The following is a 23460-nucleotide window of genomic DNA, read 5'->3' on the forward strand; positions in this document are numbered from 1 at the left end:
ACCCTAGATCAGATTCGGTGTGGCCGAGAACCAGCGTCAGTGATGGAAAACGATGACCACAGACGGTCTTGACGTGGTTGGCATCGACTCGTAGTGTCGGCGAAACATCGTGGAAAACGTTACCCACATCACGTCGACTCGCTCGACCCCCTCCCGCTCTTCCATAGCGCTCTTGAAGCCCGAGCGCGATGAAACGATTCAACCGAGTAGGTTCCCGTGACAGCTGATCTCAAGGTCCGCCCGCCCGGCCGGGCCGTCCGCTCGCCGGCGTCGCGCCGCCGCCGCGGGGTTGCTCCGCCCTGGTGGTTCATGCTTCCGGCGCTGCTGCTGTTCGCCTTCGTGGTGCTCGTGCCCAGCACCCGCGGCGTCTACTACGCCTTCACCGACTGGGACGGCCTCGACCCCGACTTCGCCGTCATCGGCCTGCGCAACTTCACCGACATGCTCGGCGACGCCGACGCGCTGCAGGCCGTCTGGCACACGCTGCTGATCGCCATCGCCATCACTGTCATCCAGAACGGCATCGGGCTGCTGCTGGCCCTCGGGGTCAACAGCATGATCAAGACCCGGAACTTCCTGCGGGTGCTGCTGTTCGCCCCGGCGGTCGTGACGCCGATCGTCACCGCCTACCTGTGGCGTAACCTGCTCGGCCCGGACGGCGCGGTCAACAGCCTGCTCGGCGCGGTGGGACTCGGCTCCTGGCAACAGGACTGGCTCGGCGACCCCGGCCTGGCGCTGTGGATGGTCGTCCTGGTCGTGGTCTGGCAGTTCGCCGGCTACTCGATGGTCATCTTCCTGGCCGGGCTCCAGTCGATCCCGCGCGAGATCTACGAGGCCGCGGCCATCGACGGCACCGGAGCCGTACGCCGCTTCTGGTCGATCGTCCGCCCGCTGCTCGCGCCGGCCATCACGATCAACCTGATGCTGTCGATCATCGGTGGCATCAAGCTGTTCGACCAGGTGTACGCGCTCACCGGCGGCGGCCCCGGCCACGCCACCGACACCATCTCGACGCTGATCTACAAGGACGCCTTCACCCTCGGCGAGTTCGGCTACAGCATCGCGCTGGCCGTCGTCCTGACGATCATCGTCGCGATCGCCTCCGCCGCCCAGTACACCGTGCTCAACCGCAACGAGAAGGCGGCGTCGTGAACCGTTACACCAGGCGCACGTTCGCCCTCGAGATGGTCATGATCGCGGTCGGCGTCGTCTTCGCCTTCCCGGTGTACGTGCTGGTCAACCTGGCCATCCGGCCACCCTCGGACACGTCGTCGCCGATCAGCCCGACGACGGACCCCACGTTCGGCAACTTCACCGGGGCCTGGCGCGAGGCCGGGCTCGGCGGCGCCCTGATCAACAGTGTGCTGGTGACCACGGTCAGCGTGTTCACCGTGCTGGCCGTCTCGGCGCTGGCCGCCTATCCGCTGGCCCGCAGCACGGCCCGATGGTCCCGCGGCACCTTTCTGCTGATCATGCTGGGCCTGATCCTGCCGTTCCAGCTGGCGTCGCTGCCGCTCTACCAGACGGTCCGCGACCTCGGCCTGCTCGGCTCGGTCTGGTCGCTCGTGCTCTTTTACGCCGGCTTGCAGGTGCCGTTCACGACCTTCCTGTACGTCGGTTTCCTGCGCGCCCTGCCCCGCGACTTCGAGGATGCCGCGTCGATCGACGGCGCCACCCCGTTCACCACGTTCCGCTACGTCGTGCTGCCCATGCTCAAACCGATCACCGTCACCGCGCTGGTGCTCAACGCGGTTGCGGTCTGGAACGACTTCTTCACGCCGCTGCTCTATCTGAGCGGCAGCGACCAGCAGACCGTGCCGGTGGCCGTGGCCGGGTTCGTCGGGCAGTTCGTCTCCGACTGGAACCTCATCTTCGCCGCCCTGCTGATCAGCATCGTGCCGGTCCTGGCGGTCTATCTCGCGCTGCAGCGCAGCATCATCAACGGCTTCGCCGGAGGACTCAAAGGATGACCCCGTACGCCCTGACGACCGAACAGCTCACCGAGCCGCTCGGCCTCGACGAACCCCGCCCGCAGTTGTCCTGGAAACTGCGCAGCACCCGCCGCGGCGCCGCCCAGAGCGCCTATCGCATCACCGCCGCCCTGCGCGAGCCCGACCTGGACGATCCCGGCCGGCTCCTCTGGGACAGCGGGCGCCGGGAAAGCGACGACACGCTGCTCGTCGCCTGGGACGGCCCGGCACTGCAGTCGGCCACCCGCTATCACTGGCGGGTCGAGACCTGGGACGAGACCGGCGCGGCGGCCGGCCACGAGCAGAGCTGGTTCGAAACCGGCCTGCTGCACCGCGACGACTGGACCGCCGTGTGGATCGGCCGCGACCCGGTCACCCTGCCGCTGGTCGACCCGCCCACCGACGAGGAGCGGACGTTCCCTGACCCCGCGGCGGCGCCGCTGTCCCTGCGCCGCACTTTCGAGGTGGCCGGGCCGCCGGTCCGCGCCCGGCTCTACGCCACCGCGCGCGGCGTCTACGAGGCGAGCTTCAACGACATCCGCGTCGGCGACCTCGAGCTGGCCCCGAGCTGGACCGAATACCGCCACCGCCTGCAGTACCAGACCTACGACGTCACCGGGCAGGTGCGCGCCGGGGTCAACCGGCTCGACGCGATCGTGGCCGACGGCTGGTGGAGCGGGCACGTCGGCTTCGACCCGAGCCGACCCGCGCGGCACTACGGCACCGCCCCGGGCTGGCTGGCCCAGCTCGTGCTCGACTTCGCCGACGGTTCCCGTCAGGTCGTCGCCACCGGCGAAGGCTGGCTGGAGGGAGTCGGCCCGATCCGCGCCGCCGACCTGCTCATGGGCGAGTTCGTCGACGGGCGCCGCGCCCCGTCCTATCGGCCCGCCGCGGTGCTCGACCGCGACCCCGGCCCCCTGGTCGCCGAGCCCGATCACCCGATCCGAATCACCGCCGACATCTCCGCCGTGGCGGTGGACGGCCGGATCGTCGACTTCGGGCAGAACCTGACCGGCCGCGTACGACTGCGCGTCCGCGGCGCCGAGCCCGGACAGCGGATCGTGGTGCGGCACGCCGAGGTGCTCGACGACGGCGAGCTCTATGTCGACAACCTGCGCCGGGCCCGGGCCACCGACACCTACGTGTGTGCCGGCGGCGACGAGGTGTTCGAGCCGCGCTTCACCTTCCACGGTTTCCGATACGCCGAGATCACCGGCTATCCAGGCGACCTGACCACCGCCGACGTGACGGCCAGGGTGCTGCATAACGACATCCCGTTCACCGGGCGGTTCGAATGCTCCGACCCGATGGTCAACCAGTTGCAGGCCAACATCGTGTGGGGCCAGCGCGGCAACTTCGTCGCCGTGCCGACCGACTGCCCGCAGCGCGACGAACGGCTCGGCTGGCTCGCCGATGCGCAGGTCTTCGCGCCCACCGCCACCCGCAACGCCGATGTGTCCGCGTTCTTTGCCCGCTGGATGCGGGATGTGGTCGACGGGCAGGACGCCGACGGCGCCTTCCGCGACGTGGCGCCGATCATGGTGCTCGATCGGGAAGGCGCCCCGGCCTGGGGCGACGCCGGGGTGATCCTTCCCTGGCTGCTGTGGCGCACGTACGGCGACCGGCGCTCGCTCGAGCGCAGCTTCGACGCGATGACGGCCTGGGTCGAGCACATCCGCCGGCACAACCCGGGCCTGCTCTGGCGGCACCGCACCGGAAACTCCTACGGCGACTGGTTGCAGGTCGACGCCGAGACCCCGCGGGACGTCCTGTCCACCGCCTACTTCGCGCACAGCACCAGGATCGTCGCCGACGCCGCGGCCATCCTGGGGCGCGACCGGGAGGCGGCCGAATACCGGGAACTGCACGCGCGGATCAAAGACGCCTTCGCCGGCGCGTACGTCGGGGAGGACGGCCGCGTCGAGGGCGGCACCCAGACGGCGTACCTGCTCGCCCTGGCCTTCGACCTCGTCCCCGCCGGGCTCGTCGCGGCGGCGGCCGGCCACCTGGCCGCCGACGTGGAGAAACGGGACAACCGGCTGACCACCGGCTTCGTCGGCGTCTCGCTGCTCGGCCCGGTGCTGACCGGGCACGGCCGGGCCGACCTGGCCTACGCCCTGCTGCACCAGGAGGAGTTCCCGTCCTGGGGCTACTCCATCCGGCACGGCGCCACCACGATCTGGGAGCGCTGGGACGGCTGGACCGAGCACGGCGGGTTCCAGTCCGCCGCGATGAACTCCTTCAACCACTACAGCCTGGGCAGCGTCGGCGACTGGCTCTACGGCCGGGTCGCCGGCATCGACCAGGCGCCCGGGTCGGTCGCGTACAAGGAACTGCTCCTGCGCCCGACGCCCGGCGGGAAGCTCACCTGGGCCCGTGCCGAGCAGGAGACCGTACGCGGCCCGGTCTCCTGCGGCTGGCAGGTGGACGGAGACCAGCTCACTGTCGTCGTCTCGGTGCCTCCGGGCAGTACCGCCGTCCTCGAGATCCCCACCCCCGACCCGGGAAGCGTCCGCCACGACGACGCCCCCGTCGCCGCCGAACCGTCCGCCCACGGCGCCACCGTGCGGCTGACCTCCGGCCGGTACACGTTCACCGCCACCTCTTATTGATCTCCAACGCGGGAGAAGACATGAAGAAAAGCCTCACGATCGCGCTCGCCGCGGTCCTGCTCACCGCGGCCTGCAGCAGCGGCACCAACGCCAATTCCGGCAGCGGCGACAGCGGCAACCAGACCCTCACGCTCGCCTCGGTCGACCAGGGCTCGATCGAGGACGTCATCAAGGCGTTCGAAGCGGCCAACCCGGGCGTGAAGGTCAACTTCACCACCAGCGGCGCCGACCAGTACCAGGCCCAGATCCGTACGCAGCTGTCGTCCGGCACGGCGCCCGACGTGATGACCGTGTGGCCGGGCAACGGCAACCCCGGCGCCACGTACGTCCTGTCCAAGCCCGGCTATCTGCTCGACCTGTCCGACCAGCCGTGGGCCGCGAAGCTGCCCGACTCGTTCAAGAGCGTCGCCCAGTACGAGGGCAAGACGTACAACGCTCTGTTCGGCCTTAACGGCATCGGCGCGGTCTACAACGACGAGGCCCTGAGCAAGTCGGGCCTCAAGGCGCCGGCCACCTGGACCGAACTGCTGAGCTTCTGCCGCGACGCCGCGGGCAAGGGCACTCCGGCCTATGCGCTCGGCATCCAGGACAACTGGGTCACCCAGCTCGTCCTCTACGGCCTGGCCGCCACCGTGGTCTTCGGTCAGGACAAGGACTTCAACACCAAGCTCGCGGCCGGGCAGACCACCTTCGCCGGCTCCGCCTGGACCCAGGCCATGGCCAAGTACCAGGAGATGAACAAGGCCGGCTGCTTCCAGAAGAACCCGCTGGGAACCAGCTACGAGGCCAGCCAGACCCTGGCCGCCACCGGCAAGACGCTCGGCATCGTGCAGGGCAACTGGATCATCAGCCTGCTCAAGGCCAAGAACCCGTCCGGCAAGTTCACGATGACCCCGCTGCCGGCCACCGACGACCCGGCCACCTTCCTCATGCCCGCGGCCGCGGGCGCCGGTTACGGCGTGAACGCCAAGGCCAAGAACAAGGACCTGGCGCTGAAGTTCATCACCTTCGTCATGTCGCCCGAGGGCATGAAGCTGTTCAACGAGAAGCAGGGCAGCCTGCCGACCCTGCCCGACGCCGGCACCACCGTCGACCCCGGCCTCAAGCAGCTGACCACGTTCGTCCAGGAGAACCGCACCGTGCCGTTCATGGACCAGCTGTGGCCCAATGCCAAGGTGCAGCAGACCATGCTCAGCGGCCTGCAGGAGGTCTTCAGCAACCAGGCCGGCGGCGACGACGTGCTCAAGGACATGGACACCGAGTACAAGAAGGGCGAGTAGCCGCTCGTGACCGAGTTTCCCGAGGACTTTCTCTGGGGCGCCGCCACCGCGGCGCACCAGGTCGAGGGCGGCAACACCAACAACGACTGGTGGGACTTCGAACACGACCCCGCCAGTGCCGCCCGGGAATCCTCGGGCGACGGCATCGACCACTTTCACCGCTACTTCGAGGACTTCGACCTGCTGTCCTCGCTCGGGCACAACGCACACCGCCTGTCGCTGGAATGGTCCCGCATCGAACCCGCGCCGGGCGAGTTCAGCCGGGCCGCGCTGGCCCACTACCGGCGGGTGCTCATGGCGCTGCGCGACGAGGGCCTGACCGCCTTCGTCACGCTGCACCACTTCACCCTGCCGCGCTGGTTCGCGGCGCGCGGCGGCTGGCTCGCCCCGGACGCGGGCGCGGTGCTCGCCCGCTACAGCGGTCGCGTCGCCGCCGAACTGGGTGAGCTCATGCCGTTCGTCTGCACCATCAACGAACCCCAGATGGTCGCCCTGCACGGCTATCTCGAGGGCTACCACCCGCCCGGCCTCGCCAACCCGGTGCTGTGGCGCCGGGCCGGCGAGGCTTTGCTGGGCGCCCACTTCGACTGCGTCCGGGCCGTGCGCAAGGAGTCCTCCTCGCTGACCGGTCTGGCGGTGCAGCTGCCACTGCTGGCACCGGCCCGCGACGACGACGCCTGCCGGTCCCTGTACGAGCTGATCCGCTACGAGATCGTCGACCGCTACCTGGACGGGCTGGCCGGCCCCGACCGGGGCGACTGGCTCGGCGTGCAGTATTACCGCAAGCAATGGGTCGACCCGGCCTCGCCCACCTGGTTCGGGCTCCCGCCCGCGGGCACCCCGACGACCCAGATGGGCTGGGCCGTGCACCCGGACGGGCTGCGCGAGATGCTGCACCGCGCCGCCCGCACCGGCCTGCCGCTCTACGTCACCGAGAACGGCATCGCCACCGCCGACGACACCGAACGCGTCGACTACCTGCACACGCATCTGGCCGCCCTGGCCCGGGCCCGCGCCGAAGGGGTGGACGTGCGTGGCTATCTGCACTGGTCGGCCTTCGACAACTTCGAGTGGAGCGAGGGCTACCGCCCCCGGTTCGGCCTGATCGGCGTCGACCGCGACCGCGACTTCACCCGCCACCCCAAACCGAGCGCCCACGCCCTCGCCCGCGTGGCCCGCACCGGCCGCCTCGACGCCCTGCGAGAACCGGAGGTGACCGTGCCCTAGATGCGCAGCTCGGCCCCCCACCCGACTGTTCGTCACCACCGACAGAGAAGGAATCTGATGTCCCCGATCAGAAGACCCTTGACCCTCTTGACGGCAGCGTTACTGCTCACCCTCGGAGCCGCCGTGCCGGCCCAAGCCCACTCCGGAGCCGGCGGCGACGTCCGTGTCGTGCGGCTCAGCGTCGACGGCCGCTACGACTCGCCGCTCGGCCTGGACGACGTCCGTCCCACTCTGGCCTGGCAGATGAGCCAGACCGGTGACTGCCGGCAGCGCGTCTGCGCCGCCGATCGGCAGACCGCGTACGAGGTCCAGGCGGCCGCCACCGTTGCCGAGTTGCAAGCCGGGCGCCTGCTCTGGCGTACGGGAAAGGTCTCGAGCGGCAGCCAGCAGGTGCGCTTCGGCCGTGACCTGCGCTCGCGCGGCACCGTGGCCTGGCGCGTCCGGGTCTGGGACGCCCACCGCGAGCAGTCCGCCTGGTCCGCGCCGTCCACGTGGACCACCGGACTGCTCGACCCGGCCGACTGGGGCGCCGCCCGCTGGATCGACTACCCGGACCGCGCCGAGAACCAGCCGATGCCGATCTTCGCCCGCCAGTTCGCGGTGCCCCGGCACAAGAAGGTCGCCGACGCCCGGCTCTATCTGTCCGGCGCCGGCCTGCATCACGCCACCGTCAACGGCCGCGAGATCACCCGCGAGGTGCTCGCCCCCGGCAACTCGAACTACCAGCTGTCCAGCGAATACCGCACGTACGACCTGACGTCCGCGCTGCGCTCCGGGGCCAACGCCGTCGGCGTCGAGCTCGGCAACGGCCCGGCCTACGTCCGCCGCAGCGTCACCAACCCGGCCGTCGGGCGCACCTCGCCCTACTCGTGGTGGCAGAGCCAGCTCAAGGGCAACGGCACCCTCACCGCCGACACTGCCGCCGGGAGCACGGAGATTCAGGTCAGCGACGTCGCCGGCTACCACGTCGGCGGCACGGTCAACGTCGACACCGGGGGAGGGGGCGACCGGCTGGAATCCCGGACCATCACGGCGATCGGCGCCGCGAGCATCACCTTCGGCCCGGCCCTGGCCGTCCCGCACGCCGCCGGGGCGAAGGTCACCGGCTCGGGCAACAACATTGCCGCCAGCGACGCCTCGGCCGGCGCCGCCGTCACCCCGCGCTTCATCGGCCGGCTCGAGATCCGCTACCGCGACGGCAGCCGCGAGACGATCGTCACCGACCGGTCCTGGCGTACGGCGCTGGGCCCGCTGGTCACCGACGCCTGGTACTCGGGCTCCGACTACGACGCCCGCCGCGAACAGCCCGGCTGGAACACCCCGGGCGCCGACCTCGGTGCGTCCGCCACCCGCCGCGACGGCACCCCGACCGGCTGGATCCCCGCCGGGTTCGCGCCGCCGCCCAACCTGGCCACCAAGCTCGTCGCCCGTACGGCCGAACCGGTCGTCGTGCGGGAACAGTTCACGCCGGTCTCGGTGACCAACCCGGTCCCCGGAACCTGGGTCTTCGACTTCGGCCAGAACATCGTCGGATGGCCCCGCCTGAACCTGGGCCGGGTCCCGGCCGGCACGACCGTCAAGATGGCCCCGGCCGAGTCGCTCAACCCCGACGGCACGGTCAACCAGGCGTCGCTGATGGGCGGCGGCGGATCCCGCGGCACGGACCTGTTCAACACCTACACCGCCGCGGGCGGCCGCACCGAGACATGGCATCCGAACTTCAACTACTTCGGCATGCAGTGGGTGCAGGTCACCGGCCTTCCCGAGGGCTTCACCCCGGGCCGGGACCTGATCACCGGCGTACGCCTGCAGGCCGACACGCCCGTCGCCGGCACCTTCACGTCGTCGAACGCCCGGGTCAACCGCGTCCACACCATGTCGCGGTACTCGTTCGCCGCCAACATCATGAGCGTGTTCACCGACTGCCCCGGCCGCGAGAAGCTGTCCTATCCGGCGGACTACACCATGCCGATGGGCGCCATCCACCGCGACTTCCAGCTCAACGCGTTCATGCGGACGACCATGCGGCACCTGATCGAGGGTCAGTCGGTCGCCGACACCCCGATGGCGGGCAACGTCGCGCTGAAGACACCGGTCTACGACTGGGGCTACAGCGGCCGCTTCGGCGACGAAATCAACTGGGGCAACGCGATCGTGCTGGTCCCGGCGATCCTGCACCAGCTCTACGGCGACACCGCCACCATGAGCGCCGCGTACGACCGGCTCGTGCGCTTCGTCGAATACATCCAGCGGCAGAAGGTCGTGGACGGGTATTACGTGGACGCCGCCCTGGGCGACTGGGTGGGCGCCGAGACGACCTCGGGGCGCATCACCGGAACGTGGGGCTACTACCTGACGATCCAGTCGATGACGCGGATCGCCGCGCTCACCGGGCACACTGCCGACGCCTCCCGGTACGCCACGCTGGCCGAGGAGATCAAGGCGGCGTACAACCGGGCGTTCTTCGACGAGGCCCAAGCGCGCTACGCCGGTCCCGAGGGGCCGACCCAGACGGCGCAGGCCCTCGCCCTCGACGCCGGACTGGTTCCGGCCGGCAGCCGCGGCAAAGTGCTCGACACGCTGGTCGGCCTGATCTACGCGTACCACCCCAACGGCACCGGGCCGCACCTCAGCGGCGGCACCATCGGCATGGGCCCGATCGTGCGGGCGCTGATGAACGGCGACCGCGACGACGTGCTGTGGGAGGTGCTGCAGCAGAACGACCAGCCCAGCTACGGCTACTTCCTGGAGCCGACGCCGGCCAACCCCGGCGGCATGACCACCATCGGCGAGCGCTGGAACCGCGGCGACTCCAAGAACCACATGATCCTGGCCCAGATCGAGGAGTGGTTCCACGCCGGCATCGCCGGGATCCAGGCCGCCCCGGGCGCGACGGCGTACGACCGGCTGGTCTTCAAGCCCAAACCCGTGGGCGACCTGACCAAGGCGAGCGGCTCCTACGAGACCCCGGCCGGCTGGGCCCGCTCGGCGTGGACCAAGACGGGGACCCGCTTCTCGTTGTCGGTCACCGTTCCGGCCGGCACCCAGGCGGAGGTCTGGGTGCCGGCCGCCGACAAGCGGGCCGTCGCCGCCTCCGGCCGTGCCGTGTTCCAGCGTTCCGAAGGCGCGTACGTCGTCTATTCCGTCCCGTCCGGGTCGCACTCCTTCACCGTGCGTACCGGCTCCTGACCTGAACGCCGCCCGGGGCAGGAAGCCCCGGGCGGCCTGGAGGAACTCATGAGTTCGAAAATGACCCGCAGAACGATGATCGGCGGTTCGCTGTCGGCGGTCGCCGCCATGAGCCTGCCGCAGCCGGCGCAGGCCGGGGGAAGCAGATCCGACGAGGCGGCCACCCGCTACGGCCGGGTCCGCGGACGCCGCGAAGGCGGCATCGTCAAATTCCTCGGCGTCCCGTACGCCACCCCACCGCTGGGCCCGCTCCGGTTCCGGGCGCCCAAGCCGCCCGCGAAGTGGTCCGGCGTGCGTGACGCGGTGAGCTTCCCCAGCCCCGCCTATCAGGCCGTGGGCGCCGAAATGGGCCCGACCGGCAACGGCCGCATGCCGGCGCCGTCCGAGGACTGTCTCTACCTCAACATCTGGACCCCGGCCGCCGACCGCCGCCGCCGGCCGGTGATGTTCTACAACCACGGCGGCGGCTACATGATCGGCTCCGGCTCGGCCACCGGGCAGGACGGCAGCCGCCTGGCCAAGCTGTACGACGTCGTGGTGGTCGAGTCGAACCATCGGCTGGGCCTGCTCGGCTACCTGTTCCTCGACGACCTGGCCCGCGGCGACTACGCCGCCAACCAGGGCATGCTCGACGTCCTCGCCGCCCTGCGCTGGACGAGCGAGAACATCGAGAACTTCGGCGGCGACCCCGGCAACATCATGGTCTGGGGCGAGAGCGGCGGCGGAGCCAAGACCGCGGCCGTCTACACCATGCCCGCCGCCGCACGGCTGTTCCACAAGGCCTCCATCGAGAGCGCCGCGCCGCTGCGCTTCCCCACCCGCGAAGGCGCGACCGCCCGGGCCGCACGCACGCTGGAACTACTGGGCCTGACCCGGCGCGACATCCCCCGGCTGCACGACATCCCGGCCGCCCGGCTGCTCGAGATCCAGCAGGCCGAGGCGGCCAACGGCGTCGCGCCGTGGGGTGAGCCACCCGCCCTGCCCGGCTTCGGGGCCTTCGTCGACGGCGTCGTCATCCCCCGGCACCCCTTCGCCGACGGCGCCGCGCCCTTCTCGGCCGGCAAGCCGCTGATGGTCGGCACCTGCCGCGACGAGACCGTGTTCTTCAGCCTCTTCGGGCCGCCGGACATCTTCCGCATCGACGAGGCCGGTCTGCGCAGCCGGCTGAGCAGCACCTACCCGGGCGCCGAACTCGACCGGATCATCGGCACCTTCCGCCGGTCCCGCCCGGACGCGACACCGGCCCAGCTCTACTTCGCGATCACGACGGCGCCGATCGTGCGCGACGCGATCAAGATTGCCGAAGCCAAGGCGGCCCAGCACGCCGCGCCCGTGTTCATGTACCAGCTCGCCTACCCGGACCCGACCGTGGTGCCGGGCACCGACTTTCCGCTCGGCTCACCGCACGCCTCGGACATCCCGATGAAGTTCGCCAACGTCGGCGCGGACGAGGCGCCGGGCAAGCGGGCGACCGCCCGGCACATGAGCTCGCTCTGGGCCGGCTTCGCCCGGCACGGCCGGCCCACGGCGAGCGGCGTGCCGCGATGGCCCGCCTACACCCCGAGGACCCGGGCCACCATGTGGATCGATGCCGACTGCGCGGTCGTCAACGATCCCGACCGGCTGGAACGGCTCTTCTGGCCGCGTTGATCAGCGCGTGCTTCAATGCCTGGCATGGATCCCGAAAGCAAGGCTCTCGTGCTCGGCGGAGGCGGCGTCACCGGGGTCGCCTGGGAGATCGGCCTGCTGTACGGCCTGCACGAACAGGGCGTCGCCTGACCGATGCCGGGCTGTTCGTGGGGACCTCGGCCGGCTGCTCGGTGGCCGCCCAGGTGCTCTCCGGCGCACCGCTCAAGGAACTCTACGAGGCCCAGCTGGCCGGCGGTGGCTCCGAGATCGCCGCCCGGATGAGCGCGGGCGCCCTGCTGAAGTTCGTGGTGGCCGGTCTGTGGCCGGGTGACCCGGCGCGCGGGCGCGCCTGGCTCGGCCGTCAGGCGCTGCGGGCCCGTACGGTGCCCGAGGCGGAACGACGCGCCATGATCGTGCGCCGGATCGGCGACGGGTCGTGGCCGCGGACCCGCCTGCTGATCACGGCGGTGGAGGCCATGACCGGCGAGGTGCGGGTGTTCGACGCGGCCGGTGGGGCCGCCCGCACCGCCATCGGAGGCAATCCGCTGGACCCGGCCCGGCGGCGCCCCGCCGCCGAGGCGGGCCGCGCCCAAGCAGCCACCGAGGCCGACCGGCTGCGCGCGGTCTGGCTTTAGCACCGGTTCGAAGGCGGCCGCACGGCCGCCTTCGAACACCTGGTTGCCGCGATCAGCAGGCCTGGCGGTACCACGCCGTCTCGACGCTGGTGCCGGCCCCGCCCACTTGTGTGCCGCTGCCGCCGGTCGGCAGAACCACCACGGTGTCGATGGATCGGCCCCGGACGTTGCCGCAGCCGCCCCCGGCGAACGGGCTGTCGTTCCTGACCCGGGGGGGTCGGGCAGGGCGAGTGCCCGAAGGACGATCCGCAAACCCCTATGGGGGCGGGCCCTCCGCTCAGATGTCGTAGATGTCGCGCGTGATGTAGGCGGCGCACCAGGCCTCCCAGTTGCCCCACGCCCCCACACAGACCTTCGCCTGATACCAGGGGTACGAGATCCGGTAGTGCTGGGCGACGCCGTTGGCCGAGCCGTTGTTGTCGCAGTAGTCGATGGCCGCGGCCTCGGAGGGCTGGATGCGGACGCAGACGGTCCGGCCGTCGTAGCGCTCGTCGGCGACCGCGATGTCCCACGTCATGCCCGAGATCCACTGGATGTGCGCGGAGCCGTACCGGGCGACCGCGTCTTGAGCGATCTTGGTCGGGTAATTCCTGATCGACGGGGCCGCGGCGGCGGGGCCGGCCGCGCCGAGCAGCACCGCGGTCAGGGCGGCCAGGCCCAGCATCGGGCGGAGCAGACTTCTGATCATGTGTCACGTCCTTCTTGGTCGCGCGGGACATGTGCCCGCCGCGCTCCGACGCTAGGGCCGTCGGAACCGGGCTCCTAGGCTCGCCGGACAACGTCGGACAACGACCGGCAGTGACCTGCGACGGAAGTGGGCCAGTGGCTGCCATCGATGGACAATGAGGGGACAATCGGCCGCATGCCGAGATCGCAGCAGCGCCTGACCGGCACCGGCCCGGTCATCCGGTTCGCGCAGCGGCTGCGGGACGCCCGGGAGGCGGCCGGGCTCACGGTGCGGCAACTGGCCACCATCGCGGGGTACGCGCGCAGCACCCTGTCGGCCGCTGAGAGCGGCGCCCGGCTGCCCGCGTGGGCGGTGACCGAGTCGTACGTCCGGGCCTGCGGCCATCGCGACCTGTCGCGCTGGCGCGGGTGGTGGGAATCGGCGCGCGACCACGAGCCGGTCGCCGATCCGCCGCCGACGGCCGCCGCCCCGCAGCAGTTGCCGGCCGACATCCGGGGATTCGTCGGCCGCAAGAGGGAGCTCGGTCTGCTGGATGCGCCGGTGCCCGTCGTGACGATCTCAGGCCCGGCCGGGGTCGGGAAGACCTCACTCGCCGTGCACTGGGCGCATCGCCAGGCCGGGCTTTTCGGCGACGGCCGGCTCTACGTGAACCTGCGCGGTTTCTCCGGCGGCGAATCGCTGCCGCCGGACGAGGCGCTGCGCAGCCTGCTCGACGCGCTCGGTGTCGCCCCGGGTGACCTGCCGGACGGGCTCGACGCCCTCGCCGCCCGCTATCGCGGCCTGGTCGCCGGCCGGCGGCTGCTGGTGGTGCTGGACAACGCCCGCGACGCGGAGCAGGTGCGTCCCCTGCTGCCCGGCTCGGAGACCGTGCGCACGCTCATCACCAGCCGCCACCGGCTGGCTGGGCTCACTGCCACCGACGGCGCCGAACCGCTCGGCCTGACGCCGCTGAGCGCGGCCGATGGCCGGGCGATGCTGACCGCCCGCCTGCCCGGCGACGATGTGCCGGCGGCCGACCGGGTGGTGCGCTTGTGCTCGGGCCTGCCGCTGGCCTTGAGCGTTGTCGTGGCGCGGGCCCGGCAGAGCGGCCATCCGCTGTCCGTCCTGGCCGATGCGCTGGCCGACGACGAGCGGGTCCTCGATCCGCTCAGCGCGGGCGACCCGGCCACCGACATCCGGACGGTGTTCTCCTGGTCGTACGCGGCCCTGAGCGGGCCCGCCGCCCGGATGTTCCGGCTGCTGGCCCTGGGCGCCGACCCCGACCTGTCCGAGCCGGCGGCCGCCGCCCTCGCCGGGGTGGCCCGTCCGGCCGCCCGGCGTGCCCTGTCCGAACTGGTCGACGCGAGCCTGCTCGAGTCGCCGGTCCCGCACCGCTTTGTGCTGCACGACCTGCTGCGGGCGTACGCCCGGGATCTGCTCGGCGAACAGGAGGACGAGGCCGGGCGCCGGGCGGCCGAACGGCGCCTGCTCGATCACTACCTGAGCACGGCCCTGGCCGCGGACAAGCTTCTGCGCCCCAGCCGCGATCCGTTGCCGATGGCCGTCATCGTGGCAGAAGTCAGCCCGTTCGCCGGTCGTGACGAGGCCGTCGCCTGGCTGGACACCGAGCGGCAGACCCTGCTGGCCGCGGTCCGGGGCGCGGCCCGGGACGGCTTCGACGCGCACGCCTTCCAGCTGGTCTGGGCGCTCAACTCGTACCTGCGGCAGCGCGGCAACTGGGGGGAATGGACCCGCACCTGGCGGATCGCGCGGGATGCGGCCGAGCGGCTGGACGAGCCGGCGGCGCGGGGCATGGCGTTGCGCGGCCTGGCCCATGCGAGCACTGTCACCGGGCGCCCGCAGGAGGCGCTCGCCGGTCTGACCGACGCGCTCGAGCTCTATCGCAAGGCCGGCGACCTGGCCGGCGAGGCGCAGACATGTCTTCAGGCGTCCGCGGTGCACAGCGACCACGGCGAGCCGGAGACCGCGCTCGGCCACGCCCAGCGCGCGCTGACGCTGTTCGACGCGGCCGGGCACCGGCGCGGGTCCGCGTCGGCCCTGAACTCCGCCGGATGGGTCCTCACCCATCTCGGCCGGCACCGGGAGGCCGCCGAGCTCTGCCGCCGGGCCGTGGAGCAGCATCAGCAGCTGGGTGATCAGCACTACGAGGCGCTCTCTCTGGACAGCCTCGGGCGCGCCCTCAGCCACCTCGGGGAACACGCCGAGGCCATGTCCTGCCATCGGGGTTCCGTCGACCTGCACCGTACGCTGGGCGACCAGGTCCACGAGGCGGGCGGGCTGGACAGCCTCGGCGACGCCGCGACCGCGGCCGGTGACCCGCAGGCCGCCCGGGCGGCGTGGCAGCGGGCTTACGACATGCTCAGCGCGATGGAGCATCCCCAGGCCACGACCGTCTGGACGAAAATCACGTCCACACCGGCTGCGGCGCCCATCGGCCCGCTCTAGCCGCCCGTCACGCCGGAGGCCAGTGGCGCAGGGCGGCGTCGGCCACCCGCTGGAGGTCTTCGCGGGTCGCGCCGCCCGACGCCTGCACCGCCAGGCCGTTCGCGACCGTCATGAGATAGCGGGCGATCATCTCCGGGTCGGCGTCGCCGGGCAGGTCGCCCTCGCGGACGGCTCGCCGGAACCGGTCGCGCAGATGCATCTGGCCCGCGGCCCGCCACTCGGTCAGGACGTCGTGTGCGACCTGGCCGGTCTCGCCGACGGCGAGCGCTCCCTGCACGCCCAGGCAGCCGGTCGGATAGCCGGGCATCGTGTTGGCCTCGATCGAGCCGGCGAGGAAGGTGGTCGCCACCTCGCGCGCGGTGGAGGACCGCAACGCCCGGACGACGTACGAGGCCGGGCCGTCGGTGTAACGCTGCAGCACCTTGCGGAAGAGCTCCTCCTTGTTGCCGTACGCCGCATACATGCTCTTGCGCGAGATGCCCATGACCTCGGTCAGGTCGGCGAGGCTGGCGCCCTCGTAGCCCTGCTCCCAGAAGACCAGCATCGCCTTGTCGAGCGCCGCGTCGGCGTCGAATGCCCGCGGGCGACCCCGTTGCACCTTCTCCACCTCGCCATCCTACCCCTTGTGCACCGATCGGTGCAGAAGTGCTACGGTCGGATTCCGCACCGATCGGTGCCGAAATTGGGGAGGCAGAGATGCGCAGGCTGGAAGGCAAGACCGCGGTTGTCACCGGAGGCGGCACGCGAGGCATCGGCCGGGCCACCGCCGCCCGGCTGGCCGCCGAGGGCGCCCACGTGTTCATCACCGGCCGGCGTCAGGCCGAACTGGACGAAGCGGCCGAGGTCATCGGGACCGGGGTGACCGCCGTGCCGGGCGACATCACGAACCCCGGCGACCTGGACCGGCTCTATGCGACGGTCGCCGCTCGCGGCCAGGGCCTGGACGTGCTGTTCGCCAACGCGGCCACCGCCTCGTTCGGCACCATCGAGACGATCACCGTGCAGGACATCGACCAGGTCTTCGACGTCAACGTCAAGGGCACCATGCTGACGCTGCAGAAGGCGCTCCCGGTGCTGAACAAGGGCGCCTCGGTCATCATCAACGCCTCCACTGCCGCCGACCGGGGCACCCCGGGATTCGGCGCCTACGCCGCGTCGAAGGCCGCCCTGCGCGCCTTCACCCGTTCCTGGGCCAACGAGCTCAAGGGCCGCGACATCAGGGTCAACGCCATCTCGCCCGGCCCGACCGACACCTCCGGGATCACCGAGCTCGTCGGCGAGGAGAACGCGGCGCCCTTCAAGGCGAGCGAGGCGGCTCGGATCGCCATCGGCCGGATGGCGCACGCGGATGAGATCGCCGCCGCGGTGGCCTTCCTGGCCTCCTCCGACAGCAGCTTCATGCTCGGCGGCAACCTCTATGTCGACGGGGGCGAGAACCAGATCTGATCCGCCCGTCGCTCAGGCGGGGGACAGGCCGGCGTCGGCGAAGACGTGCCGGGCCAGGGCCGAACTCAGGAAGGCCACGAAGGCGTCCGCGCCCACGGTGTTGACGCCGGTGCTGGGCCGGATCGCGGTGTACCGGTCGGCCAGGCTCGTGGCCTGGGTGAAGTCGACCGCCCGCAGGTCGTCGCCGGCTGCCACCACCTCTGTGCGGTAGGCCAGGGCGGCGTCGGCCGCGCCGGACCGGACCCGGGCCAGCGCGGCCGGCGCATCCGGTTCGACGCTGGCCGGCCGCACGTCGATGGCGGCCGCGGCCAGCGCCGCCCGGCTGCCGCGGCCGCACGGGGTGGTCTCGGCGCAGAGCGCCACTTTCGCGTCGCGCAGGTCGCCGATCGCGCCGATCCGGTCGCCGGTGCGGGGCAGGGCGATGACGATCGGGTTGCGGGCCACGACGGCCGGGGCGCCGCGGTCGTGCGCGGCGGTGACCAGGCCGGCGGCGGCCTCGTCGGCCGAGACGAACACGTCGACGGGCATGCCGTGCAGGATGTGCTGGGCGTGCTCGAGGCCGGCGCCGTATTCGACGGTCACCCGCGTGCCGGGGAACGCCTCCTCGAACTTGGGAACGAGCCGGCTCAGCGTGTCGCGCAGCGGGTCGGCGGCGTGCACGACGATGGCGCCCCGGGGTGCGCCCGACGGTGGCGGGCCGGCGCTGTGCCCATGGTGGTGCGGTGTGGCGGCGGTGGCGGACGCGGGCGCCGAGGCCGGAGCGGGGGCGGCGGCCGGCCTCGGGGCCGGGCCGGAGCACGCCGGCAGGCCGAGCGCGACGGCGAGGGCCGCGAGGGTGAGGATACGAGGTGTCATCGGGCTCCGCTCGGCTCGTGCCGTCCGGCCCGGACGGGGGCCGGGCCGGACGGCGAATCACATGCTGGTCAGCAGACGCCCTTGTCCTGCCAGGCGCCCCACTCGCCGGTGGTGCCGGGCTCCTCGCCCTGCGACCAGTAGCGCGCGGTGTAGGTGCGGCCGCGGTGCGAGACGTTCATGCCGCCGGTGTAGACCGCCGACGCGGCCCAGGCCGGCCCGCACGTGGTGGGCGGGTTGGTCGGGGGGTTGGTCGGAGGAGTGGTGGGCGGGGTGCCGCCGCCGCCACCGACGTTGACGTCGACGCAGGCGTAAAAGGCCATCGCGGTGTCGAGGATGTTCCAGACGGCGAGGACCTTGTGCCGCCCGCTCGGCAGGCCGGTCAGCTGGTGGCTGAGGACCTGCGGCGGCTGGGCATTGCCGTTGGTGAACGTCTGGTGCAGCCGGCCGTCCACGTAGTACTGCCAGTTCTGCGTGCGGTGCATGGCGGTGTTGCGCCAGGTGAACGCGGCCGAGCTGCCGATCGAGGTGACGCGCCAGCCCTTGTTGTCGTCGTTGAGGACCGTGTACGCGGTGCCGCCACTACAACTCATCGAACCCTTGGGCGCCTCGACGCTCTGGGGTTCGTACTGGATGGAACCGCAGTTGGCGACCACGCCGGTGGCGCACTGGTCCTGACGGCTGGGGGGACTGGTGATCCAGCCATGGGCGCTGGCCGGGCCGGCGGGGACAATGACGGCGACAAGCGGAGCAGTGAGGACGGCGGCCGCAAGCATAGCCAGTCTTCTTCGCAGGCTCATGTCGCTCCCTTCGGGGGTACGCGGAGCATCGAGCCATTAGCGAACGTCAATACAGTTAACTTTGTCAACAGTTTCGCTGGAGCTGCGGACGACGGGCATCTGTTAACGAGAACAGAGCCGAGGGATCGACCGCCGACATTGCAACTTTCCCGGATCCGCGTCTTCATATAAAGCGAGTTCAAGCCCGGTCGTACGGTCATCGCCGCCCTTGACAGGCGAGTTGTGAACGATAACACTCTCGGGAAACGTTACGCCGACAAAGCGGAAACGCCGCGGAAACGAAGTGTCGTACGGCGCGCCGGCGTCACCATCCGCGTCGCCAACTGAGAGGCAGACCCCCGTGCCCCTGCACGTGTCCCGCCGGGACTTCACCCGCCTGGCCGCGCTCAGCGCCCTGACCACCGCCACCGGTGGCGCCGCCGTCCTCGGTACGTCGTCGGCCGCGCTCGCGGCCAACACCGCGTACGCCTTCGGCTATTTCAAGGAAACCCAGGACCAGAGCGGCGACAGCTACGCCCTGCACCTGGCGGTCAGCACCGACGGCCTGAACTGGCGCCCGCTCAACCAGAACGAGCCGGTGGCCGTCCCTGCCGCCGGCACCCAGGGCCTGCGCGACCCCTTCATCCTGCGCAAGCAGGACGGCACCTTCGTCGTCCTGGCCACCGACCTGAAGGGCCGCATCTTCACCACCAACAACCAGTACCTGCACGTCTGGGACTCCGCCGACCTACGCAGCTTCACCGGTTACCGGCGGATCCGGATGCACGGCCTGGCCACCCACACGTGGGCGCCAACCGCATTCTGGGTGGCCTCGCGCAACCAGTACGCCATCGTCTATTCCGCCGCGGCCAACGGGCAGGACGTCTTCATGGTCAACTACACCTCGGACTTCCGTACGGTCGGCGCCAACGAGGTGTACTTCAGTCCCGGCTTCGGCGTGCTCGACGCGGACATCGTGGCCGACGGTTCGGCCTTCTACATGTATTACAAAAACCTCAACGACGGTTTGCTGTACGGCGCCCGTTCGTCGACGGGCGCACCCAGCAGCTACACCAATTACACCGCCGGGCTGCGCCAGGGCAACGCCATCGAAGCCCCGTTGCTGATCCGGAACAACACCGGCTCGGGCTGGCGGCTGTGGGGCGATTCCTTCAGTCCGGTGAACAACGACTACTACGCCTGGTCGTCGTCCAACATCGGCGGCAGTTCCTGGTCGGTCCTGAGCCAGCGCGACTACACCCCGCCCCTGAACGCCAAACACGGCTCCATCGTCGGCATCACCGCGGCCGAATACGACGGGCTGGTCTCGCGCTGGAGCCTGCCCGCCTGGGTGCGCCTGAAGTCCTACAACTTCCCCGACCGCTTCGTCCGCCACGCCGACAGCATCGGCCGCATCGACGCCTACCCCTTCGACCCGTACCAGGACCAGCTGTGGCGCCAGGTTCCCGGGCTGGCCGACTCCGCCGGCGTCTCCTTCGAGTCGGTGAACTATCCCGGCCGCTATCTGCGCCACAGCAACTACGCCATCCGCCTCGACCCGAACGACAACACCGCCACCTTCCGCGCCGACGCCACCTTCACCCGGGTGGCCGGCCTGGCCGATGCGGGCTGGTCGTCGTTCCGCTCCTACAACTTCCCGGACCGCTTTCTGCGCCACGCGAACTACGTGTTGCGGATCGATCCGATCAGCACGAGCTCGCCGGTCGCCGACCGGCAGGACGCCACCTTCCGGATCAGCTGAAACAGGAGGAAACCATGACCACGAACCGATTGAGTGGCGGGATGCGCCGCGCGCTGCTGGCCGGCGCCGCCGCGGCCGCGGTCGTCGCGGCCGGTGCCGTCACCGTCAACGCGCAAGCGGCCGCCCTGCCGGCCCCGATCCAGGCAGCGGCGACGCCGACCGTCCCGCCGCCCTCGTATCCCGGGCCCGGCGCCGTCTCGGGAGCCACCGGCACCCACGACCCGGCAATGGTCAAGACGCCGGGCGGCACGTACATCGTGGCCCAGACCGGAAACAACATCGCACTGACCACGTCCACCGACCGCACGGCCTTCCGGGCCGCGGGCGCCGCGTTCCCGAACGGCGCGCCGTGGACCACGACCTACACCGGGGGCAGCCGCAACCTGTGGGCGCCAGACATCTCGTACCACAACGGCCAGTACTACCTGTACTACTCGGCCTCCACGTTCGGGTCGAACCGGTCGGCGATCTTCCTGGCGACCAGCCCCACCGGCGCCTCCGGCAGCTGGACCAACCGTGGCCTGGTCGTCGAGTCGTCCACCTCGAGCAACTACAACGCGATCGACCCCAACCTGATCGTGGACGGCTCCGGCCGATGGTGGCTGACCTTCGGCTCGTTCTGGTCGGGCATCCAGCAGGTCGCGCTGAACTCCTCGACCGGACTGCGGTCGGACTCGTCGATGCGCCTGATCGCCGGCCGCAACGGCGGAGCCATCGAGGCGCCGTTCATGTTCCGGCACGGCTCGTACTACTACCTCTGGGTGTCGTTCGACCGGTGCTGCCAGGGTGCGGCCAGCACGTACCGCATCATGGTCGGCCGTTCCACCAGCCCGACCGGGCCGTTCGTGGACCGCAACGGCACGGCGATGACCTCCGGCGGCGGCACGCAGGTGCTGGCCGGGCACGGCAGCATCCACGGCCCGGGCCACCAGGCGGTTCTGGCCGACTCCGACGCCGACGTGCTCGTCTACCACTACTACGCCGACAACGGCGCCTCCCGGCTCGGCATCAACCTGCTCGGCTACGACTCGGCCGGCTGGCCGTTCGCCTACTGATCCCGACAGGAGTGACTCGATGCGTGGATTCTCGGCTCGTGCCGTCCTGACCGGCGGGGTGGTCACTGTGCTGGCCGGCGTCGGCACCGTGGCTGTGGTCACCGACGCGTCCGCCGCCACCGTCCAGGCCGGCACCCCGTACGTCCTGGTCAACCGCAACAGCGGCAAGGCGCTGGACGTCTTCGACCTGGCCACCACCGACGGCGCCGCCATCAACCAGTACGCCCGCAACGACGGCGCCTGGCAGCAGTGGAAGTTCCTCGACTCCGGCGGCGGCTGGTACCGGGTGCAGTCGGTGCACAGCGGAAAGGTGCTCGACCTGCCGACCAGCGCCGACGGCATCCAGCTCGTGCAGAACACCGACCGCAACGACGCCCGGCAGCAGTTCCGGCTGGCCGACTCGGCGGGCGGCCAGGTACGGCTGATCAACCGCTCCAGCGGCAAGGCCCTCGACGTGTGGGAGTGGAGCACCGCCGACGGCGCCATGGTGTCGCAATACCAGGACCTCGACGGGGCCAACCAGCAGTGGCAGCTGATCGCCCTGGGCGGGGGAGCGGCCCGTACGTTCACCAACCCGATCAAACGCAACGGGCCCGACCCGTGGCTGCAGTACTACAACGGCTACTACTACCTGGCCACGACCACCTGGAACTCGACCATCACGATGCGCCGGGCCACCACGCTGGCCGGGCTGGCCACCGCCGCCGACCAGGTCATCTTCAACCTGTCCGGCCGGGCCAACGGCTGCTGCAACATGTGGGCGCCCGAGTTCCACCTGATCAACGGCCCGAACGGCAACCGCTGGTACTTCTACTACACGGCCGGGCAGAACGTGTCCGACTACAACCCGACGCAGCGGCTGCACGTGCTCGAAAGCGCCGGCACCGACCCGATGGGCCCGTACACCTTCAAGGCCGACCTGGGCAGCGACTGGCAGCTGGACGCCAGCGTGCTCAAGGTGGGCTCCGGGCTCTATCTGATGGGCACCTACGGCGGGGACGGGGCCGGGCAGTCCAACTTCATCCAGCGCCTGTCCAACCCGTGGACCCTGTCCGGCTCCCGTGTGCGGCTCAGTTCGCCGACGCTGTCGTGGGAGCGCCAGACCGGCGCGGTCAACGAGGGCCCGGAACCGCTGTATCACGACGGCCGGGTCATGGTCGTCTATTCGGCCTCGGCCTGCTGGGGTCCCGATTACAAGCTGGGCCTGCTCACGCTGACCGGCAGCGACCCGATGAACCCCGCACACTGGACCAAGAAGGCGACCCCGGTCTTCCAGCGCAGCGACGCCAACGGCGTTTTCGCGCCGGGCCACAACGGCTTCTTCAAGTCACCCGACGGCACCGAGGACTGGATCGTCTACCACGCCAACGACTCGGCCTCCGGCGGCTGCGACATGAACCGCTCGACCCGGGCCCAGAAGTTCACCTGGAACACCGACGGCACCCCGAACTTCGGCACCCCGGCCCGCCTCGGAACGGTGCTGACCGCGCCCTCCGGCGAACAGTAGAGGACCGGCAGATTCCGGGCCGGGAGCGATCGGCTCCCGGCCCGGCTGTGCGGCTGTGCGAAGGGGGTGGGGGTGCGGGGCCGGCGGATCAGCGGCGGCTGCGCAGGCCGGCGAAGAGGCTGACGCCGACCGCGGCGAGCACCACCTGAATGGCCAGCTCGACCCAGTCGACGCCGCCGGTGTCGTCGACGCCCAGAGCGGCGGCGATGAAGGTGCCGATGAGCGCGGCAACGATGCCGATCAGGATGGTGAGCCAGATCGGGATGTTCTGCTTACCCGGCACGACGAGGCGACCCAGAGCGCCGATGATCAGGCCGATGACAACAGCGGTGATGATGCCGGAAATTTCCATGGGGCCCGCTTTCCCGAGCGCAGGCCGCAGCG

General features: G+C 70.9%; 18 protein-coding genes. 13 read left to right on the forward strand and 5 right to left on the reverse strand.

Annotated elements, in window-relative coordinates:
* Positions 1-216 precede the first annotated feature (216 nt).
* The 8 genes from ACZ3I4_RS25300 (at position 217) to ACZ3I4_RS25335 (ending at position 12542) form a co-directional block, all read left to right on the forward strand.
* Positions 217-1152: a carbohydrate ABC transporter permease gene (locus ACZ3I4_RS25300; protein WP_465384485.1), complete on the forward strand. Its 936-nt coding sequence runs from the start codon at positions 217-219 to the stop codon at positions 1150-1152.
* Positions 1149-1970, forward strand: coding sequence for a carbohydrate ABC transporter permease (locus ACZ3I4_RS25305; RefSeq protein WP_465384486.1), 822 nt, complete (start codon positions 1149-1151; stop codon positions 1968-1970). Before ACZ3I4_RS25300 ends, ACZ3I4_RS25305 begins: the two co-directional genes overlap by 4 nt.
* Positions 1967-4582 (forward strand): alpha-L-rhamnosidase, encoded by a 2616-nt coding sequence (locus ACZ3I4_RS25310; RefSeq protein WP_465384487.1) that lies wholly within the window; start codon positions 1967-1969, stop codon positions 4580-4582. The genes ACZ3I4_RS25305 and ACZ3I4_RS25310 overlap by 4 nt, the downstream gene beginning before the upstream one ends.
* A 20-nt stretch (positions 4583-4602) precedes the next feature.
* Positions 4603-5862, forward strand: a complete 1260-nt coding sequence (locus ACZ3I4_RS25315) for an ABC transporter substrate-binding protein (protein WP_465384488.1) — start codon at positions 4603-4605, stop codon at positions 5860-5862.
* Positions 5863-5868: 6 nt separating this feature from the next.
* Positions 5869-7089: a glycoside hydrolase family 1 protein gene (locus ACZ3I4_RS25320; RefSeq protein ID WP_465384489.1), complete on the forward strand. Its 1221-nt coding sequence runs from the start codon at positions 5869-5871 to the stop codon at positions 7087-7089.
* An 87-nt stretch (positions 7090-7176) separates the two neighbouring features.
* Positions 7177-10278 (forward strand): family 78 glycoside hydrolase catalytic domain, encoded by a 3102-nt coding sequence (locus tag ACZ3I4_RS25325; RefSeq protein WP_465384490.1) that lies wholly within the window; start codon positions 7177-7179, stop codon positions 10276-10278.
* A gap of 60 nt (positions 10279-10338) precedes the next feature.
* Positions 10339-11928, forward strand: a complete 1590-nt coding sequence (locus ACZ3I4_RS25330) for a carboxylesterase/lipase family protein (protein ID WP_465384491.1) — start codon at positions 10339-10341, stop codon at positions 11926-11928.
* Between the two features lie 146 nt (positions 11929-12074).
* The gene (locus ACZ3I4_RS25335) at positions 12075-12542 is read left to right on the forward strand and encodes a patatin-like phospholipase family protein (RefSeq protein ID WP_465384492.1); all 468 of its coding nucleotides are present in this window, start codon (positions 12075-12077) and stop codon (positions 12540-12542) included.
* Between the two features lie 277 nt (positions 12543-12819).
* Here ACZ3I4_RS25335 and ACZ3I4_RS25340 read toward each other — a convergent pair whose 3' ends face one another.
* Positions 12820-13230 (reverse strand): hypothetical protein, encoded by a 411-nt coding sequence (locus tag ACZ3I4_RS25340; RefSeq protein WP_465384493.1) that lies wholly within the window; start codon positions 13228-13230, stop codon positions 12820-12822.
* Between the two features lie 174 nt (positions 13231-13404).
* Here ACZ3I4_RS25340 and ACZ3I4_RS25345 point away from each other — a divergent pair, with 174 nt between their 5' ends.
* Positions 13405-15675 carry an ATP-binding protein gene (locus ACZ3I4_RS25345; RefSeq protein WP_465384494.1) on the forward strand — a complete coding sequence of 757 codons (2271 nt, stop codon included), beginning with the start codon at positions 13405-13407 and terminating at the stop codon, positions 15673-15675.
* 7 nt (positions 15676-15682) lie between these two features.
* Here the strand turns inward: ACZ3I4_RS25345 and ACZ3I4_RS25350 are convergent, their stop codons facing one another.
* Positions 15683-16282 (reverse strand): TetR/AcrR family transcriptional regulator, encoded by a 600-nt coding sequence (locus ACZ3I4_RS25350; protein WP_465384495.1) that lies wholly within the window; start codon positions 16280-16282, stop codon positions 15683-15685.
* Positions 16283-16371: 89 nt separating this feature from the next.
* Between ACZ3I4_RS25350 and ACZ3I4_RS25355 the strand changes: the two genes are divergently transcribed.
* The gene (locus ACZ3I4_RS25355; protein ID WP_465384496.1) at positions 16372-17121 is read left to right on the forward strand and encodes an SDR family NAD(P)-dependent oxidoreductase; all 750 of its coding nucleotides are present in this window, start codon (positions 16372-16374) and stop codon (positions 17119-17121) included.
* 12 nt (positions 17122-17133) lie between these two features.
* Here the strand turns inward: ACZ3I4_RS25355 and ACZ3I4_RS25360 are convergent, their stop codons facing one another.
* Both ACZ3I4_RS25360 and ACZ3I4_RS25365 read right to left on the reverse strand, forming a co-directional pair.
* Complete coding sequence (locus tag ACZ3I4_RS25360) at positions 17134-17976, reverse strand: molybdate ABC transporter substrate-binding protein (protein WP_465384497.1); 843 nt, start codon at positions 17974-17976, stop codon at positions 17134-17136.
* 68 nt (positions 17977-18044) lie between these two features.
* Complete coding sequence (locus ACZ3I4_RS25365) at positions 18045-18749, reverse strand: lytic polysaccharide monooxygenase (protein ID WP_465384498.1); 705 nt, start codon at positions 18747-18749, stop codon at positions 18045-18047.
* Between the two features lie 364 nt (positions 18750-19113).
* On the opposite strand from ACZ3I4_RS25365, the gene ACZ3I4_RS25370 reads away from it, so the two are divergent.
* Genes ACZ3I4_RS25370 through ACZ3I4_RS25380 form a run of 3 tightly spaced genes read left to right on the forward strand, consistent with a single transcriptional unit; the run spans position 19114 to position 23076 of the window.
* Positions 19114-20514, forward strand: coding sequence for a glycoside hydrolase family 43 protein (locus ACZ3I4_RS25370; RefSeq protein WP_465384499.1), 1401 nt, complete (start codon positions 19114-19116; stop codon positions 20512-20514).
* A gap of 14 nt (positions 20515-20528) precedes the next feature.
* Complete coding sequence (locus tag ACZ3I4_RS25375) at positions 20529-21569, forward strand: arabinan endo-1,5-alpha-L-arabinosidase (protein WP_465384500.1); 1041 nt, start codon at positions 20529-20531, stop codon at positions 21567-21569.
* 19 nt (positions 21570-21588) lie between these two features.
* Positions 21589-23076, forward strand: coding sequence for a family 43 glycosylhydrolase (locus tag ACZ3I4_RS25380; protein WP_465384501.1), 1488 nt, complete (start codon positions 21589-21591; stop codon positions 23074-23076).
* 88 nt (positions 23077-23164) lie between these two features.
* Here the strand turns inward: ACZ3I4_RS25380 and ACZ3I4_RS25385 are convergent, their stop codons facing one another.
* Positions 23165-23428, reverse strand: coding sequence for a GlsB/YeaQ/YmgE family stress response membrane protein (locus ACZ3I4_RS25385; RefSeq protein ID WP_465384741.1), 264 nt, complete (start codon positions 23426-23428; stop codon positions 23165-23167).
* Positions 23429-23460: the final 32 nt, after the last annotated feature.

The sequence above is a fragment of the Actinoplanes sp. NPDC021490 genome, from assembly GCF_055562135.1.